Raw genomic sequence first — 14,481 nt, forward strand, 5'->3', positions numbered from 1 at the left:
TCTCTGGCTTGTTGCTACAGCGGGGGGATCGACCTGGGGGTCATGCAACCCGAGGACTTGCGCTGCCAGATCCAGACGCTGCAACAGACGATTGAGCGCCTTCTGGAGGGCTGGACCCTGGTGGTCTGCTCCAGTCATCAGCGCTTTGTGGACACCGCAGCGTTGCTCTTACCGGCGTTGCAGTTCACCTCCCATTCCACAGCCGAGTGCTTGGCGTTGGCCCTGCCCAGCAACGGCCAGTTGCTGGTGCTCTGCGACGACGACGGCGCCGATGGCGGTGCTGTGGAGTTGATCACACTGATGCGCGAGCGCCACGGCGATGAGCGTTGCCGCTTCCTGCTTTGCCTGGATGCGGAGATCGCCGCCTCGCGCTTGGTGCACCTCTGGCGCCTGCGGCCCGATGGCATCAGCTGCCGAGAACACTGCGGCAGCGGGCGGCTCTTGCAGTGCGTGGCCGTGTTGCTCCGCAACGGCCGCTACGAAGACCCCGACCTCTCCGACCGCCTGCGTCAGCTGTTCGCCGATGTCACACCAGACGGCGAGGGCGTGGGGTTGACCTTGCGAGAAGAGCGCTTGATGCGGATGGTGGCCTGCGGACGCACCAGCCGTCAGATCGGGTCGCAGTTCGATCTACGCGCCGATTCGGTGCGCAAGCTCTTCTGTGAGCTCTACAAAAAAACAGGCGCCACTGGTCGAGGCGCCCTGATGGTCTGGGGTTTGGAGCACGGCGTGCTCAAGCAGCAAGACCTCGCTTGCCAGCTGCGGCCTCCACGGAAACCAGCGCGGGCCTCCGGGGCAGGTGGCAGCAAGCGCCGGAACCGGGCAACACATCGCTGAGGCGCTGGGCTGATAGCAACGCATCGAGCTCCACGATCTGCACCGCCTCGCGCTGACGGGGCAGCCAACCGGCGAGTAGGCGCCGATCACCCAGGGGCAGTGGCAGGGGGAGCTCGAGTCGTTGGCCAAGGAACGGCAACCAGCGCTCGATGCCATCGCTCTCGCGCCAGGGCTCAAAGCTGGCCACCTCCACCAGCTGCTTGAGCGTGGTTTCGCCGTAGCTGAGCGAGGTGAGATACATCACGTCCTTGAGTTGCTCAGCCTCCAGGGGCAGGGGCATCCAGAAACCGCGATCAGCGGCGTTCTCGATTGCATCGCGGTGGTGGTGGGTGAGCAGAACCTTGGTGGTCATGGCGGTGAGGAATCACTGCACCGGTTCTGGCTTTGAAGCCCCCAGCTCCACCGCCCACAGCTGTGGGCTCACCTACCCCACAAGTGTGGGATCAACGCCCCACACCTGTGGGATGAGCGTTGGCATGCAGATGGCGACGTCCTGTCGCGATGGGGGGTTTCACGGATCCGTCTGTGGCTGAGGAGTGCCATTCCCTCAGCCTTTCTTCCAGCGCCCCGCCACCCAACGCAGCCCCAATCCCAGCGAAACAGGGGCTCTGCCCCTCCCCCTCGGAACCCTATGGGGAGTTGCCTGACATTCATGTCTGACGTTGTTCGTGCAGGCGCCATCGGCGCTCTGATGGCGGTGGTGGTGCAGGCGTGCGGGCCTACACCGCTCGGGGCGATGGTGAGCGGGGCATTTGTTGTGCCGGCCTTTGCCGCCAGATCGGTTGAAGTCACTGGGAATCAGAGCAACGCCGGTAGCCTCCCGCACCTGCAAATCCCTGCATGCCAAGACGCTGCCTGCGCCGCCCGATGACCAGTGCTCAGCGGGCCTTTGCCTGCGAGCACCTGGGCCTGGCGCATCAACAGGCGCACCGCTTTGCCCGCCGCTGGTCGATGGCCGTTGATGACCTGATCGGCCCTGCTTATGAGGGCCTGTGCAAGGGCGCCATCGGCTTTGATCCTGCGCTCGGTCACCGGCCCTCGAGCTATCTCGTCCCCAAGGTGAAGGGCGAGTTGCTGCACCACCTGCGCGATACGGGCTTCTCGCTGCGCATCAGCCACCGGCTGCGGGAGCTGTGGATCAAAGCCCGCCGATACGTGGCCCAGGGGCTCAGCGATCAGCAGATCGCAGAAGCGCTGGATGTACCGCTGGAGCGCTGGCTGGATTGCCGCCGCGCCTGCGGACAACGGCCCGTACCACTGCATGAGGTCGAGCGCGATTGAGCGCAGACGTTGATGTCCATGTCGGAACCCTTTTGGGTCCCCGCAGCCTCTTGAACGTCCCACCCAGTTCTCACAAGCACAGCGAGTAGCCTCCCGCACCTGCACTTTTTTATGGGTTCAGCCAAACACCGCCAACAACCATCCCGTCATCTCCCAGGCCGGGGGCAAACACCGTCAAGCAGCAACGAACAAGACCGCGAAACGCTGCAGTTCAACGTGCGCCTGGCCAAGGCCCGCCAGGCCCAGGCCGACACCAACCGGATCGAGCGCAAGGCCTTCCGTGAGCATGCCCGCATTGAAAATGCGGTAGCTGCTTACACCCGTGAGCTCTGCGCCCGGCTGGATGAGCAACAGTTCACCAAGGGCATTCAGCTCACCTCCATCCCGGAGGGCGGCAATTCGGTGTTGATCGTGCAGCTCAGTGATCTGCACTTCAACGAGCAGGTCGATCTCCCCTCAAATCAGTACAACTTCACCATCGCAGCCCAGCGGCTACGCAAGCTCGCGCAGCGCGTCAAGCAGCTGGGCCAGAGCTATGGCGCCCGCAAGGTGGTGGTGGCCTGCCTTGGGGATTTCCTCAACAGCGACCGCCGCCTCGATGAGCTGCTCAGCAACGCGCACAACCGCTCCTGTGCAGCGATGTTGGCCGCTGATCTCCTCAAGACCTTCCTGCTCGATCTCCGCGAGATGTTCGCGATTGAGGTGTACAGCATCACCGGCAATGAAAGCCGCGTGAGCAAGGAGCTGGGCTGGAGTGATGCCCTCGCCACCGACAGCTACGACCTAATGATCTACGCGATCCTCAAGCAGGGCTTTGGCGAGACTGATGGCATTCAGTTCTGCGGCTTTCGGGCCAACGAACTGGTGTTCCAGGTGATGGGCCGCACCTTCCTCTGCCTGCATGGCCACCAGATCGGGACGAATGTGCAGAAGTCCGTGCAGGAAATCATGGGCAAGTACGCCGCCCAGGGCATCACGGTGGACTACACCCTGTTCGGCCACATGCACGCCAGCGCCATCGGCGACTACCACGCGCGCAATGCCTCCCTGGTGGGCAGCAACGCCTACTCAGAAGCGGGGCTGAACTTCTGCAGCAAGGCGGCTCAGAACGTCCACATCATCACCGCTGCTCCAGCCGCAGATCCCAAGGCCAAACAGGCCAAGCCTGCAGCCGCCAGCATCGATGGGATGAAGGTTGATCTGCAGGACGTCACCGGCATCGAGCCCTACGTGTTCAACCGCGAATGGGAGGCCTACAGCCCCAAAAGCGAAAGCAAGCTCCACACCCCCTCTGTCGTTTACCAGGTTGTTGTCTGATGACTGTCTCCACTCCTTCTCGCACTTGCACCTGCGCCAAGGGCGCAAGCGACACCATCACCGCCACTGAGCTCCAGAGCGCGCTGCTCCAGGCCATCACCGGGCTGACGCAACTGGTGAGCCAGCTCAGCCAACAGTTCCCCATCGCCAAGCCCGCGGCGGCGGCCGAGCCCTGGATGGAGGAACGCGACAACGCAGTGAATCAATCCATCGCTCCGCGCTGCAGCGCCAACCTCACCCCCTTCTGGGATGAGCTGTCGGTCAAAAAGCTGCGCTCCTTCCTGCGCAGCTACCCCATTGATCGCTCCTCCCTGCCAGCCCCGATCGAACTGCTGCGCCGCAGCGAGCTCATCGAAGCCCTCAACCAAATCCAAGCACTCGGTGCTTAAGGGGCCAAAGGCCCCCTCACGAATCAGACCCGTTCACGCATTCCTCACACGCCTATGACCACAACCCTTACCACCACCAACCCCGCCGCTGTCGGCGAACCCATCCCCGGATCCGCAGAAGCCCTACTGCTCCTCGCCAACGCTGGCGTGCTTCCCGCCAGCTCCAGCACCGACGATCCCAGGTTCTCATCTGACGCCATCACCACCTGCGTGACCCGTCTGCTCGAGGTGAAGCAACAGCAAGAGCTCCTGGCTTCCGAGCAAAAGGAACTGAACGAACAACTGCGCCTGGCTCACCTGCGCGGCGATCTGCTCAGCCTCCTGCCTGCCGGCAAGGATGGCAACGGCTACCAGATCACCCCGGATCTCGTGCTTAACCGCCGCCCTGGCCGCAAGCAGTGGAGCTATTCCATCGACTGCAAGGAAATCGAATGCCAGCTCAAGGCACGCCACAGCTACGAGCAGCAGAGCGGTCTGGCCAGTTACAGCGTCGGAGCGGCGTTCTGGGAGGTGCGGGAGAGCAAGGGCTAACGCCCCACAACACAACGCAAGAGATCAAGAGCCCTGGGTTATCGCCCGGGGCTTTTTGGTGTCCAGCGATCGCTCCCAATCAAAAACCCCCGAGCAGCGCCCGAGGGTCATTGGCTAATCACGTCGAATGAAGCGTTTGGTCTGGATCGAAGCTGCTGGCGTTGGCGCCTGGGGCCGAACGTTCCAGGTGTGGGGTGGTTGGTTCTCCTGGGGCACCTGAAGCGGTGCAAACGGAGTGTCGACGGTTCAGACGTCCCTAGTCAGTGTCCGAACGGACGACCCGCCCACGGTTGGGTGAAGACTGTTGGAGCAGGGGCCTGCAGTCAGCTGTGCTTCTCGATCTGCTGCTCGGGTGGGGTATCAGCCATCGGTGGCTCCTCCCTGGTTGGTGAACTCAGATTCGCTCGGCCAGCCGCCTCAAACAATCCGTCTTTACACGCATTGCCCGCGCAGCTGGGCCGGAGGAAGGTGGTGGATTGGGCCGCCTTCAGCCCTGTTCTGAGCGCTGCAATCCACGCTCGAGCACGTAGGCAGCCAGGTTGCTGAGGGAGCGGCCCTCAGCCACGCTGCGCTCTTCCAGATTCCGGAATGTGCTGTAGGGCACGGTGATCGTGATCCGCTTGGGTACGCGGCTCACCCAGGAGCGGGGCCCTTGATCAATGCCGTTTGCGTAAGCCACGGCGGGTCTCCAAGAGAGATCTCTTTATTATCTCTTCCGCTTTGCACGCGCACCACTCATTGTGTCAAGCAACACATAGGCATAAATATTTATTGCTCTGAATTGCGAATCATGCGGCCTAGGCCGTGCTGAAGCCCGACGCCGGTCGGGCCTCGCTTCACGGATCTTTGGCCTGTTCCTTGAGCTGCTGGCAGATCAAGTTGTGAATCAGCTCCGAAAGCGAGCGGTCTTTCAGTGCAGCAATGCGCTGCAACCGTTCAACCAACTCCTCCGGCAGATCTAGCTCGAGCCGTTGCGGGAAACGGGCCGGGTCTAGTCGAAACCGAGGATCGGCCTCCTCTGGCACCCCGTCACTCGCGCGGGGGGGGGGGGGGGCTGAATGCATTCATCCGTACTAATCAGTAGGTTGCTGGCGGTTGCGGTCGCGCTCGAGGATCCACCACAAAAAAGGAGGTATAGCCCTCAGTGAGATCACGCGTCAGCTCTATACACAAGGGGCCATCTTGCACGGTTTTGTGGTGCCAATCAAGACCTGAACGATGAGGCTCATGTCATTGAGTGATCAAGCAGGCCCAGCAGGCGCAACAGCCTCAGCTGCGGCGAAGCAGGCAGTGACTTTTGCCCGCGCCGGCGAACACCCACACAGCCTCAGCCCACCTCCGGCGCCCAGCCCCGTTGGCGAACCATGTCATCCGTCCAGCCCTGGCAGCGGCGGATCAGGTGCTCGCCCTGGGCGATTTGGCCGCGGTGGAGCTGGCAGGTGAGCACCGGGATGCACTCAGCTCCGGCGTGGTGCCTAAACCAGTGGCAGGTCATGCAGACCTTGCGGCTGCGGCTGGGGCGCAGCACGCCCTCGTCCAGATACGTCCAGGCCTCACAGTCACCGCCCGCAGTCACCGTGGTGGACCGGATTCGAGACGCAGCCATCAACCCTCTCCATGCGTACACCTGTACTAGCAGAGATTGGTTGGGTTGTCGTGGGGCTTGCTGATTGGTTCCGGATTCGCCTGCAAAGGAGCCCCGGGCCATGGGCACCCGGGGCTGTTTGAGCCAGTGGATCCTTGGCAACCCACCGCCTCTTGGTCATGGCTCAAGTCCGCGGCGGAGCGCAAGGTCTGCCTGAACCCTTTGGTGTCGTACGCCAGCGCTGCAGAAGCGCGCCTGAGCCGGTCAACCAATCAGGCCTATCTGGGTTCGCTGCTGGTGTCGATGGGATCAGGGCGTCCCTGGGTGATCTCCAGGGCGCGTTGGTAGATGGCGCTCGTCGTGTCACCAGCGCGTTCCATGGCCTTGCGCATGGTTTGCCAGTAGCGCTGCGTTTCCTCTTGGGTCATCCGAGTTGCAGCGAGGTCAGGCGAGGCGGCAGCCCAGGTTGATCTGCCCTTCATCGAGCAATCGTCCGAGCCGGATGGCCAGGGCGGCCTCGTGGCGTGCAAAGCGGCTTTGCTGCCTGGTGACCCAGGCGATCTCCTGTTCCGTGATCACGCCGCTGGCTACAGACTCCAGGAAGACGGCCCCAAGGCTCATGAGAGGCATGTAACGGATTCGTTACATCATGGCAGCTGCGCCGGCCCCGTGGTGTCAGCAGGTGGCGCCATCAGGCCTGAAAAGCCGCTTCAGAGCAGGGTGCTGCCGCCTGGGGAGATCGCTTCACGTTTCTTAAAGAGATCCGCCAGCATTGGTGCAATCTCGTCTTCGCGATGCCTCTCTCCAACCCCGTTGAGTGGGTCACGGCTTTTCTGGCTGCCACGATCGCCCTCTGGTTTTTGGGTCGCAGTGTCCCCTGGGCTGCCCTGGACACCGCGGACCAACAGGCCTCTCCACTGGCCACTGCCGCACTGGGCTATCTCCAGCGCCCTGGGGTTCTGGCATCAACAGGCCTGCTGCTGCTTCGCCTGAGCATCGGCTTGTTGATGATTCACCACGGCCAGGAAAAGCTCGCCGATCCCCAGCAGTTCGCCTCCACCTACGTGGCCTCGCTGCACCTGCCGTTCCCGCTGTTCTTTGCCTATGCCGCTGGTTTCTCGGAGTTGATCGGCAGCTGGCTTGTGATCCTGGGGTTCTTCACGCCGTTGGGAGCTTTGGCTCTCACCTCAACCATGGCTGTGGCGGCGTATCAACACATCCTCACGGGTGGCTTCAACATCTACGTGTTGGAGCTCGTGTTGCTTTACCTGGGAGGCAGCCTTGCGATCTTGCTGAATGGCCCCGGTCGATTCTCATTTGATGCGGGCATGGCTCCGTTCTTGCTGAGCGGTTCTGGGAGCTTTGAATCGGCTGGCACCAGTCGCCTGCAGCCGTCAGCCGTTCCCATCGAGAGCCGCTGAGCGCGTCTGTCGACGTTGGCGCTGCGGCCACGGATTGGCCCGCTGCGAATAAGTGAACGCCATCACCCACTCCCAGGCGTACACGCGCATCGACTGGCGAGGGGTGAACGTTTTGGGTGGGGTTGTCGGAACCCTTTGGGGCCTCACGCCAACTCCTTTGCTCGCCTTCTTTCAACGCATCACGGCATTCATCTGTTCGCTGTTCCAGCGGCCGGCGGGCTGCCCTTCCAGGCTCAGCGGACTGCCTTACCAGCAGGACCACGCCTTAGCCGCCTTTGATCAGGGCGACTGGCTGGCGGAGCTCGAACTCCTGCAACTCGCCAATGCCCTGCAGCGCAACGCGATCAGCTGCGGTGGATATGACGAACGCGCGTTCAACCTGATGTTCGCCATCGCCGACGTCCTCGAGGCCGATCACGGCTGGAGCTTCGAGCAATCCGATGCCTGGCTCGAGCGCATGGGGCTCTGGGAGGAGGAGTTCTGAGGGTTCAGGTCACCGCCGGTAGCCTCCCGTGCGGCCGCATCTGGTCGCAGCGTCGTCTGCCCTGCTGCCGATGAGTGATCACCTCTGGCTCACCACTGCCGAGCTCTGCTCCCATCTGGCTATCAGCCGCTCCACGCTCTTCGCCATCCGCCGCTCGGGCCTGCTCAAGGACGGGCGGCATCTGGTGGCCAAGAACCCCACCAGCGCTCGCTCCCACCTCCTCTGGCACCGGCAACGCTGTGAGCTCGCGCTCGGGAGGATCAGCTGATGATCGAGCAGGCAACCCTTTGGGTATCCACACCTGAGCTGTGCATGCAGCTTCAGGTCAGCCGCTCCTCCCTGCGCCGTTGGGTGCACAGCGGCCTCCTAAGAGAAGGGCAGCACTGGGTTCGGATGAACCCCTGCTGCCCGCGCTCCGATCAGTTGTGGCAGCCCGAGCGCTGCGCCGAGCAGATCAACCGGCAGCGGCCTCACTGCCGCCGCTGAGCAGGCGGCGCACCACCGACGCCTTGGTCTGCTCACCACTGATCTCACTTAAATACGTGCGGCGGTGCACCTCTGGGCTGTGGCCCATCACGGCCGCCACATCCGCGTAGTTCCAGGTTGTGGTTTCCCGGGCCCGGATCGCATAGGCGTGCCGCAGGTCATAAGGCACGCAGCGTTCTTTCCGCTTCTGCGCTTTCTTCTTGCCCTGCGCTGGTGCTGTTTCCACCCAGGCGTAGAGCTTGGTTTTCAGCTCAAACTCCGCTTTGGCATCGGAGCTGCGCAGCTTGTGGCAGCAGAGCGCCCCGAGGCGTTCGTTGTTGTCGCAGCGCTTCACGAGGTCGCGCTCGGGATCGAATGGTTCGCCGTCCTCGTTCACGAATTTGGGCACATGGCGGCGGCGCAGTTCCTCCAGCCGCTGTTCACCATTGCTCCCGCCCAACCGGTAGCGATCCACCCACTCCGCCGGCAGGGGAACTGCCGCGCGAAAGCCCGTCTTCGTGACCTTGATATGGCGAGCGGCCACGCCGATGGTGATCAGCCCGTTCTCATCGGGCAGGCCATCGATGTGCCACACCTCATGGGGCCGCAGCCCGTAGGTGGCCACCATGGCGAACAACCAACCCCATAGAGGGTCTTCCTCGATCACCTGATCGAGCCACTCCTCAATGGCCTCTGTGCTCGGGATCCGGCGCCTGGATTCACCGGCCGCCAGGAGCACCACCTTCTTGTGATTGACCATTCCCTTGAGCTCTTCGCTCAAGCTCTCGGGCGCAATCGAGCCAAACCCCGCCCGGCGCAGCAACGAAACCACCTCCCGCTTCTGGCGGAAGCCCTGGCGGTGCGTCGCCACAGGCACCAGCGGCTCAGCGGGGTCCGCCAGATGGGCGCGCAGGCTGTCACCGGTGTGGAGAGCAAAGCGGCGCACATCCGCCTCCCGGGCCGCACGATCGGCCGGCAGCAGGCGGAAATAGCCCTGCCCTTTGAATGGGCCCACAAGGTTCATGTTCACGCCCTGGCGGCGCTGGAACGCCACCACGGCATCACAGATCTCCGGCCAGCTCGGGGCCAGCCGCGGCGCCATGCCGTCTGGCTCATCGCCTGGGCTACCGAGCAGTTGCTCCAGGGTCGCTCCGGGCTGCCTACGCGCCTCGCTCACCAGCCGGAAGCAGAGTTCTTCGATCGCCAGATCGTCCTGGCTGGAGCAGCCGCGCACGGCCCGCTCCCGTACCCGCCGACCGGGCAGGTTCTCGTAGACGCTCACCCAGCGGCTGTTGTGGCCCGCCCGCAACCGAAAGGGCAGGTGATGGGCACGCAACACGCCGTTGGCACTGCTCAGGGCGCTGTTGGCCTGTGTCATGGCTCAAGGGCTTTAAGGGGAGAGTTCCCCAGCCGCTGGCCGATCGGTCTCACGGTGCCCCAAGGGATCCCGTGATGTTTGGGGGTGTTTGGGGGAAACCCCCAAACATTTGGCGCAATTGGCGCCTTCTCAGCACGTTCGCGGTCTCATTCCGGCCTGGCGCAAACGCCTGCCAGTAGCCTGAGATCACTTGCTGGAACTGGCGAAAGCCAGTCAGCAAAAGCTGAGACACAAAATGGGTCGTCTGAGATTCGAACTCAGGACCAATCGGTTAAAAGCCGAGTGCTCTACCGCTGAGCTAACGACCCGCCCGGAGCTGGAGGACCAGGTTCGGGGGTGGCCCTTGCGGGCACCCAGTGAACGTATCACCCGGAGGGTCCGGCCTCCAACCGCGCCGAGAATGGAGGCCGATGCCGCCGCTCAGCCGCCTGCCATGCCTGATCAGCCCTGGCCTCAACCCACCGTGCATCCCGATGCCTGGGTGGCGGAGTCGGCCGTGCTGATCGGCGATGTGCGCCTCGCGGCTGGGGCCAGCCTCTGGCCCACCGCCGTGGCCCGTGGTGACGTGTGTGCCATCACAATCGGCGAGGGGAGCAACGTGCAAGACGGCGCCGTGCTGCATGGCGACCCCGGCCAACCGGTGACCATCGGCGCCGACGTGACCATCGGCCACCGAGCCGTGGTGCATGGCGCGACGCTGGACGACGGCTGCCTGATCGGGATCGGCGCCATCGTGCTCAATGGGGTCACCGTGGGAGCTGGTGCACTCGTGGCCGCTGGCTCGGTGGTCACCAAGAACGTGCCGCCGCGGGCCCTGGTGATGGGTGCACCGGCCCAGCTGAAGCGCGAGCTGAGCGAGGAGCAGGCGGCCGAGCAACGCGAACACGCCCGCCGCTATCGCCAACTGGCGATGGCCCATGCAGGGCGCTCCAGCGACCTGGGCTTCTCGCAGGCGTGAATTGCTGCGAAATCAGTCAACTGCCCTAGGGCGCACTCGGTGGCCTGGGGATGGTCCGTAAGATCAGATCACGCACCTCCGTAACGCCAAGCCATGGACGCCCGGCTTCTGCTCGTTGTGACCCCGATCGCGCTGGCCGCTGGCTGGGCTGTGTTCAACATCGGCCGCGCTGCCGTGGGCCAGCTCCAGATGATGCTCAAGCGCGCCAACGGCTGATCGCCGCAAGCCTGCTCGCCGGTCTTTCCGGACCGGCATACCGAAAGCCCCCGCCAACGCGGGGGCTTTTGCGTGATCAGCCCACTTAGCTGGTCAGCTGATCGAGCCTGCGAGGCCCCTCATTGCCCGAAGGCCACCTGGCAGGCCGCATTGAGTAGCTGGGCTTCGTCGGCGTTCTGTGGGGGATAGCCGTTGAGCGTGCCCGAGCGGCAGTCGGCGCGGAACGTGAGGGTGTTGGAGCCATCGTCGGCCTGGAAGCTCACCAGATCACCCGACACCTGCACAGAGCTGTAGTACAGCGAGTAATCCGAGTCGGGCACAACGATGTAGCTGGTCTCGTTGTTGACGGCACTGTCCACCAGGCTGTCGATCACCGCGAAGGTGGCCAGGCTGCCCAGACCCCAGGCGGCGGCCCGGCCCGGCCACCAGCCCCAGTTGTTCCACGTGGAGCCGCCGTACCAGCCGTAGCGCCAGGGGCGATTCACGTTCCAGTTGTTGTTCACCCAGTTGGGACGGTTCCGGTCCCAGGTGTTGATCGCCTGGCGGCGGGTGCGGTTGCGGTCATTCACCCGATCGCTGCGATTGCCCTGGCGCAAGTCGGTGCGATCGGTGCGATTGCTTTGGCGCAGATCCGTGCGATCGGTTCTGTTCCCCTGGCGGGTGTCCACGCGCCCGCTGCGTTCCGCTGGCCGCGTCTCCAGGCGCAGGCTGCTGCGGTTGCTGCCCCCGCTGAACGACGAAAACCCCGTGCGGGCGCCACTACCCCCGCGGGACGCCGCGCGACCACCGCCACCATGACCGCCGCCATGGCCACCACCCCCACGGGCGATCTCCACAGCCGCCGGGATCTCCACTGCCGCCATCAGCTCCAGCGGCTGAAGCACCAAGGCCAACCCCAGCAACAGGGCGGTTCTATGAATCGCTCTTGTCATCGTCCGATGGCCTCCAGCAGTCGACGGCAGCCGTTGTCAAAACAGGCGATGTCCACCCGGCCGGCCTCACCGAAGGCCAGCCCCACGGTTTCGCGCCCCTCAAAAGCCGGCCCCTGCGCTTCGGCTTTCACATCGGCCAGGAAGGTGGGGTTCACCACGCAGAAGGCGCGGTCGTTGAAGCAGAGCTCGTTGGTGGTGAAGTTGATCCAGGCGTTGCGCACGCTGGTCCAGGGCGCACCGGCCGCCTTGCGCCCCTCGATGCGCACGTAGGGGTCCTCCAGGATCCGGTAGCTGATGGTGCGGGCGCCCAACTGATGGCGGTATTCGGTGGCCTCACCCACCTCCACCGCCTCCACCTGGCAGGGCTGGGGCTTGCCTTTGCCAAGGCTGCAGGTGGTGTTGAGGCTGTAGATCAGATCAGCGTTTTGGGCCTGTCCAGGCCGCTGCAGGCCCGCGAGCAAGGCCAAGGCCCCGCCGAGCAGCAGTACCAACGATCGCTTCATCGAGAACGCGCCGGGCATCACCCCCGCAACGTGTCCACAGCCCGGAGCAACGTCAAGCGAGCCGGGGGCGACCCGTAGGGTGAAATCAAGGTGCAGCCCCCCGGTGCAGATGAGCAGCCCAACGGTGTTGGTGATCGGAGCAGGGCTGGCTGGCACTGAAGCCGCCTGGCAGATCGCCAGCGCCGGCGTGCCCGTGCGTCTGGTGGAGATGCGGCCGATCCGCCGCTCTCCGGCGCACCACAGCAGCGAATTCGCCGAGTTGGTGTGCAGCAACAGCTTCGGGGCACTCAGCAGCGACCGCGCCGCCGGCCTGCTGCAAGAGGAACTCCGCCGCCTGGGCTCGCTGGTGATCCGCACCGCCGATCAACACGCCGTGCCCGCCGGAGGCGCCCTGGCGGTGGACCGCGGCCGCTATAGCGCCGCCCTCACCGAAGCCCTCGAGCAGCACCCACTGGTGACGGTGGAGCGCCGCGAGCACACCGAACTGCCAGGCCCCGGCGAGATCGCCGTGCTCGCCACAGGCCCCCTCACCAGCGAACCGCTGGCCGAGCAGCTGCGCGCCTTCACCGGCCGCGCCGACTGCCACTTCTTCGATGCCGCCAGCCCGATCGTGGAGGGCGAGAGCATCGACCTGAGCGTGGCCTTCCGCGCCTCCCGCTACGACAAGGGCGACGCCGACTACATCAACTGCCCGATGGATAAGGAGCAGTTCCTTGCCTTCCGCGAGGCGCTGCTGGCCGCCGAGCAAGCGGAACTCAAGGATTTCGAGAAGGAGAACGCCACCTTCTTCGAGGGTTGCCTCCCCATCGAAGAGCTCGCCCGCCGCGGCGAAGACACGATGCGCTACGGGCCCCTCAAACCGATCGGCCTCTGGGATCCCCGCTGGGGCGATGTGAACGACCGCGACGTGCGCCGCGCCAACCGCGCCTATGCGGTGGTGCAGCTGCGTCAGGAAGACAAAGACGGCCGCCTCTGGAACCTGGTGGGGTTCCAGACCAACCTCAAGTGGGGCGAACAGAAACGGGTGCTGCGGATGATCCCGGGGCTGGAGAACGCCGAATTCGTGCGCTTCGGGGTGATGCACCGCAACACCTTCCTCGAGGCGCCGCAGCTGCTGGATCCCACCCTGCAATTCCGCCAGAGGCCCACGCTGCTGGCGGCGGGGCAGATCACCGGCACCGAGGGCTATGCGGCGGCGGTAGCCGGCGGCTGGCTGGCGGGCACCAATGCCGCCCGGCTGGCTCTCGGCCAGGAGCCCCTGCAACTGCCGGCCACCTCGATGATCGGTGCCCTCACCCACTTCATCGCCGAAGCCCCCAGCGAGAAGTTCCAGCCAATGCCCCCCAACTTCGGCCTGCTGCCGGAGCTGCCGGAGCGGATCCGCGATAAGCGCCGCCGCTATGGCGCCTATCGAGATCGGGCCCTGGCGGATCTGGCGCCGTTCACGACGACAGCCCCATCACCAACCGCAGAGCCTGTTCCAGCTTGATGAGTTCCTCGGCTGTGAGGGTCGTGAGGGGCCCCTCTCCCAGCCGTGCCCGATCGAGAGCACGGGGTTGTTCCGCCATGGCGTAACAGTCTCGAAGCAGCCGATCGCGCGCCCGAATCAACACACGCAGGAGCTCTGCTCCACGGCGCATCTGCGTGGTGAGCGGCACCACCAGCACGGTTGGCAGATCGGCCTGGATCAGCAGGTCGGCCTGAATCACTACAACAGGGCGGACCTTGCCCACCTCAGCGCCCTGATTGGGATTGAGGCGGGCAACCCAAACCTCGCCGCGGCGGATCAGCGCCACCAATGCCCCTCCAGGGCTTCGTTCTCAGCCGATAGAAAATCCTCCGCGAGCTCTAATGCCTCCTGGCGAGCCTCAGGATCAGAGGCCAGGACCGTGGCTGCATCCCGCAGCTGCGCATCGAGGCGATCCCGCCGTCGCTGGGCGAGGAGCGCCTCAAGGGCTTCCCGAATCAGCTGGGAACGCGGCTGTCCGGTGCGGGTGGCTTCCTCAGTGAGCTTCTGGTCAAGGTCATCCGGCAGCCGGATGCTGATGGCGGACATGCCAGAACCAACGTCATCCAGAACGTCATACACACCGTAAACAGTTCTGGCATGGGTTTGACACCAAAGTGCGACGCATGAAAAACCGGTGATTGGCCATCCGTCTAGACGATGAGCTGCGGAGAGAG

Annotated in this window: 23 protein-coding genes and 1 tRNA gene; 12 read left to right on the forward strand and 12 right to left on the reverse strand. The window is 64.4% G+C overall.

From position 1 onward, the window contains the following. The first annotated feature begins 42 nt into the window (after positions 1-42). Positions 43-837, forward strand: coding sequence for a DNA-binding response regulator (locus H9532_RS10555; RefSeq protein ID WP_296368169.1), 795 nt, complete (start codon positions 43-45; stop codon positions 835-837). Here H9532_RS10555 and H9532_RS10560 read toward each other — a convergent pair. After that, positions 734-1,189, reverse strand: a complete 456-nt coding sequence (locus H9532_RS10560; RefSeq protein ID WP_296368171.1) for a hypothetical protein — start codon at positions 1,187-1,189, stop codon at positions 734-736. The two genes, H9532_RS10555 and H9532_RS10560, sit on opposite strands and share 104 nt — an antisense overlap. Before the next feature lie 515 nt (positions 1,190-1,704). Here H9532_RS10560 and H9532_RS10565 point away from each other — a divergent pair. The 4 genes from H9532_RS10565 to H9532_RS10580 all read left to right on the forward strand — a co-directional run bounded on the left by H9532_RS10565 (position 1,705) and on the right by H9532_RS10580 (position 4,355). Next, entirely contained in the window at positions 1,705-2,118 is a 414-nt protein-coding gene (locus H9532_RS10565; protein WP_296368173.1) for a sigma factor, read from the forward strand. Between the two features lie 111 nt (positions 2,119-2,229). Continuing rightward, complete coding sequence (locus tag H9532_RS10570) at positions 2,230-3,435, forward strand: hypothetical protein (protein ID WP_296368176.1); 1,206 nt, start codon at positions 2,230-2,232, stop codon at positions 3,433-3,435. Beyond that, positions 3,435-3,824: a hypothetical protein gene (locus H9532_RS10575; protein ID WP_296368178.1), complete on the forward strand. Its 390-nt coding sequence runs from the start codon at positions 3,435-3,437 to the stop codon at positions 3,822-3,824. The genes H9532_RS10570 and H9532_RS10575 overlap by 1 nt, the downstream gene beginning before the upstream one ends. Before the next feature lie 54 nt (positions 3,825-3,878). Further along, positions 3,879-4,355, forward strand: coding sequence for a hypothetical protein (locus H9532_RS10580; RefSeq protein ID WP_296368180.1), 477 nt, complete (start codon positions 3,879-3,881; stop codon positions 4,353-4,355). Between the two features lie 487 nt (positions 4,356-4,842). On the opposite strand, the gene H9532_RS10585 is transcribed toward H9532_RS10580, so the two are convergent. The 5 genes from H9532_RS10585 to H9532_RS10605 all read right to left on the reverse strand — a co-directional run bounded on the left by H9532_RS10585 (position 4,843) and on the right by H9532_RS10605 (position 6,561). Further along, positions 4,843-5,034 (reverse strand): hypothetical protein, encoded by a 192-nt coding sequence (locus H9532_RS10585; RefSeq protein WP_296368182.1) that lies wholly within the window; start codon positions 5,032-5,034, stop codon positions 4,843-4,845. A 157-nt stretch (positions 5,035-5,191) separates the two neighbouring features. Then, positions 5,192-5,419: a ribbon-helix-helix protein, CopG family gene (locus tag H9532_RS10590; RefSeq protein ID WP_296368184.1), complete on the reverse strand. Its 228-nt coding sequence runs from the start codon at positions 5,417-5,419 to the stop codon at positions 5,192-5,194. Between the two features lie 263 nt (positions 5,420-5,682). Further along, a complete protein-coding gene (locus tag H9532_RS10595) occupies positions 5,683-5,961 on the reverse strand; it encodes a galactose oxidase (protein WP_296368186.1) in 279 nt (92 codons plus the stop codon). A 257-nt stretch (positions 5,962-6,218) separates the two neighbouring features. Beyond that, positions 6,219-6,368 (reverse strand): hypothetical protein, encoded by a 150-nt coding sequence (locus H9532_RS10600; RefSeq protein WP_296368187.1) that lies wholly within the window; start codon positions 6,366-6,368, stop codon positions 6,219-6,221. Between the two features lie 16 nt (positions 6,369-6,384). Further along, positions 6,385-6,561 carry a hypothetical protein gene (locus tag H9532_RS10605; RefSeq protein WP_296368188.1) on the reverse strand — a complete coding sequence of 59 codons (177 nt, stop codon included), beginning with the start codon at positions 6,559-6,561 and terminating at the stop codon, positions 6,385-6,387. A gap of 173 nt (positions 6,562-6,734) precedes the next feature. Between H9532_RS10605 and H9532_RS10610 the strand changes: the two genes are divergently transcribed. The 4 genes from H9532_RS10610 to H9532_RS10625 are packed head-to-tail and all read left to right on the forward strand — an operon-like array spanning position 6,735 to position 8,331. Next, complete coding sequence (locus H9532_RS10610) at positions 6,735-7,361, forward strand: DoxX family protein (RefSeq protein WP_296368190.1); 627 nt, start codon at positions 6,735-6,737, stop codon at positions 7,359-7,361. A gap of 52 nt (positions 7,362-7,413) precedes the next feature. After that, a complete protein-coding gene (locus tag H9532_RS10615; protein ID WP_296368192.1) occupies positions 7,414-7,845 on the forward strand; it encodes a hypothetical protein in 432 nt (143 codons plus the stop codon). 28 nt (positions 7,846-7,873) lie between these two features. After that, the gene (locus tag H9532_RS10620; RefSeq protein ID WP_296368194.1) at positions 7,874-8,113 is read left to right on the forward strand and encodes a hypothetical protein; all 240 of its coding nucleotides are present in this window, start codon (positions 7,874-7,876) and stop codon (positions 8,111-8,113) included. A 44-nt stretch (positions 8,114-8,157) separates the two neighbouring features. Further along, entirely contained in the window at positions 8,158-8,331 is a 174-nt protein-coding gene (locus H9532_RS10625) for a hypothetical protein (RefSeq protein ID WP_296368197.1), read from the forward strand. Here the strand turns inward: H9532_RS10625 and H9532_RS10630 are convergent. Both H9532_RS10630 and H9532_RS10635 read right to left on the reverse strand, forming a co-directional pair. Further along, a complete protein-coding gene (locus tag H9532_RS10630) occupies positions 8,300-9,688 on the reverse strand; it encodes a hypothetical protein (RefSeq protein ID WP_296368199.1) in 1,389 nt (462 codons plus the stop codon). The genes H9532_RS10625 and H9532_RS10630 overlap by 32 nt on opposite strands. A 236-nt stretch (positions 9,689-9,924) precedes the next feature. After that, positions 9,925-9,996 (reverse strand) — tRNA-Lys (locus H9532_RS10635). A gap of 125 nt (positions 9,997-10,121) precedes the next feature. Here H9532_RS10635 and H9532_RS10640 point away from each other — a divergent pair. Both H9532_RS10640 and H9532_RS10645 read left to right on the forward strand, forming a co-directional pair. Further along, positions 10,122-10,646: a gamma carbonic anhydrase family protein gene (locus H9532_RS10640; protein ID WP_296368201.1), complete on the forward strand. Its 525-nt coding sequence runs from the start codon at positions 10,122-10,124 to the stop codon at positions 10,644-10,646. A gap of 93 nt (positions 10,647-10,739) precedes the next feature. Further along, on the forward strand, positions 10,740-10,862 hold the full coding sequence (locus tag H9532_RS10645; protein ID WP_010303228.1) for a photosystem II protein Y: 123 nt from the start codon (positions 10,740-10,742) through the stop codon (positions 10,860-10,862). Positions 10,863-10,981: 119 nt separating this feature from the next. Here H9532_RS10645 and H9532_RS10650 read toward each other — a convergent pair whose 3' ends face one another. Then, positions 10,982-11,794: a hypothetical protein gene (locus tag H9532_RS10650; RefSeq protein ID WP_296368207.1), complete on the reverse strand. Its 813-nt coding sequence runs from the start codon at positions 11,792-11,794 to the stop codon at positions 10,982-10,984. Continuing rightward, positions 11,791-12,297: a hypothetical protein gene (locus tag H9532_RS10655; protein WP_296368211.1), complete on the reverse strand. Its 507-nt coding sequence runs from the start codon at positions 12,295-12,297 to the stop codon at positions 11,791-11,793. The genes H9532_RS10650 and H9532_RS10655 overlap by 4 nt, the downstream gene beginning before the upstream one ends. Positions 12,298-12,406: 109 nt before the next feature. On the opposite strand from H9532_RS10655, the gene trmFO reads away from it, so the two are divergent. Further along, positions 12,407-13,786, forward strand: a complete 1,380-nt coding sequence (trmFO, locus tag H9532_RS10660) for an FADH(2)-oxidizing methylenetetrahydrofolate--tRNA-(uracil(54)-C(5))-methyltransferase TrmFO (RefSeq protein WP_296368213.1) — start codon at positions 12,407-12,409, stop codon at positions 13,784-13,786. On the opposite strand, the gene H9532_RS10665 is transcribed toward trmFO, so the two are convergent. Both H9532_RS10665 and H9532_RS10670 read right to left on the reverse strand, forming a co-directional pair. Beyond that, positions 13,740-14,093 (reverse strand): type II toxin-antitoxin system PemK/MazF family toxin, encoded by a 354-nt coding sequence (locus tag H9532_RS10665; protein ID WP_296368215.1) that lies wholly within the window; start codon positions 14,091-14,093, stop codon positions 13,740-13,742. The two genes, trmFO and H9532_RS10665, sit on opposite strands and share 47 nt — an antisense overlap. After that, positions 14,084-14,353, reverse strand: a complete 270-nt coding sequence (locus H9532_RS10670) for a ribbon-helix-helix protein, CopG family (protein WP_296368217.1) — start codon at positions 14,351-14,353, stop codon at positions 14,084-14,086. Before H9532_RS10670 ends, H9532_RS10665 begins: the two co-directional genes overlap by 10 nt. Positions 14,354-14,481: the final 128 nt, after the last annotated feature.

Source organism: Vulcanococcus sp. Clear-D1 (assembly GCF_014654725.1).
Taxonomy (GTDB): Bacteria; Cyanobacteriota; Cyanobacteriia; order PCC-6307; family Cyanobiaceae; genus Vulcanococcus.

Coding starts and splice junctions, on each gene's coding strand:
- H9532_RS10570 (WP_296368176.1), top strand. CDS start 2,230: ATGGGTTCAGCCAAACACCGCCAACAACCATCCCGTCATCTCCCAGGC.
- trmFO (WP_296368213.1), top strand. CDS start 12,407: ATGAGCAGCCCAACGGTGTTGGTGATCGGAGCAGGGCTGGCTGGCACT.
- H9532_RS10560 (WP_296368171.1), bottom strand. CDS start 1,189: ATGACCACCAAGGTTCTGCTCACCCACCACCACCGCGATGCAATCGAG.
- H9532_RS10600 (WP_296368187.1), bottom strand. CDS start 6,368: ATGACCCAAGAGGAAACGCAGCGCTACTGGCAAACCATGCGCAAGGCC.
- H9532_RS10575 (WP_296368178.1), top strand. CDS start 3,435: ATGACTGTCTCCACTCCTTCTCGCACTTGCACCTGCGCCAAGGGCGCA.
- H9532_RS10605 (WP_296368188.1), bottom strand. CDS start 6,561: ATGAGCCTTGGGGCCGTCTTCCTGGAGTCTGTAGCCAGCGGCGTGATC.
- H9532_RS10655 (WP_296368211.1), bottom strand. CDS start 12,297: ATGAAGCGATCGTTGGTACTGCTGCTCGGCGGGGCCTTGGCCTTGCTC.
- H9532_RS10595 (WP_296368186.1), bottom strand. CDS start 5,961: ATGGCTGCGTCTCGAATCCGGTCCACCACGGTGACTGCGGGCGGTGAC.
- H9532_RS10580 (WP_296368180.1), top strand. CDS start 3,879: ATGACCACAACCCTTACCACCACCAACCCCGCCGCTGTCGGCGAACCC.
- H9532_RS10630 (WP_296368199.1), bottom strand. CDS start 9,688: ATGACACAGGCCAACAGCGCCCTGAGCAGTGCCAACGGCGTGTTGCGT.
- H9532_RS10650 (WP_296368207.1), bottom strand. CDS start 11,794: ATGACAAGAGCGATTCATAGAACCGCCCTGTTGCTGGGGTTGGCCTTG.
- H9532_RS10590 (WP_296368184.1), bottom strand. CDS start 5,419: ATGCATTCAGCCCCCCCCCCCCCCCGCGCGAGTGACGGGGTGCCAGAG.
- H9532_RS10640 (WP_296368201.1), top strand. CDS start 10,122: ATGCCTGATCAGCCCTGGCCTCAACCCACCGTGCATCCCGATGCCTGG.
- H9532_RS10555 (WP_296368169.1), top strand. CDS start 43: ATGCAACCCGAGGACTTGCGCTGCCAGATCCAGACGCTGCAACAGACG.
- H9532_RS10670 (WP_296368217.1), bottom strand. CDS start 14,353: ATGTCCGCCATCAGCATCCGGCTGCCGGATGACCTTGACCAGAAGCTC.
- H9532_RS10565 (WP_296368173.1), top strand. CDS start 1,705: ATGACCAGTGCTCAGCGGGCCTTTGCCTGCGAGCACCTGGGCCTGGCG.
- H9532_RS10610 (WP_296368190.1), top strand. CDS start 6,735: ATGCCTCTCTCCAACCCCGTTGAGTGGGTCACGGCTTTTCTGGCTGCC.
- H9532_RS10625 (WP_296368197.1), top strand. CDS start 8,158: ATGCAGCTTCAGGTCAGCCGCTCCTCCCTGCGCCGTTGGGTGCACAGC.
- H9532_RS10645 (WP_010303228.1), top strand. CDS start 10,740: ATGGACGCCCGGCTTCTGCTCGTTGTGACCCCGATCGCGCTGGCCGCT.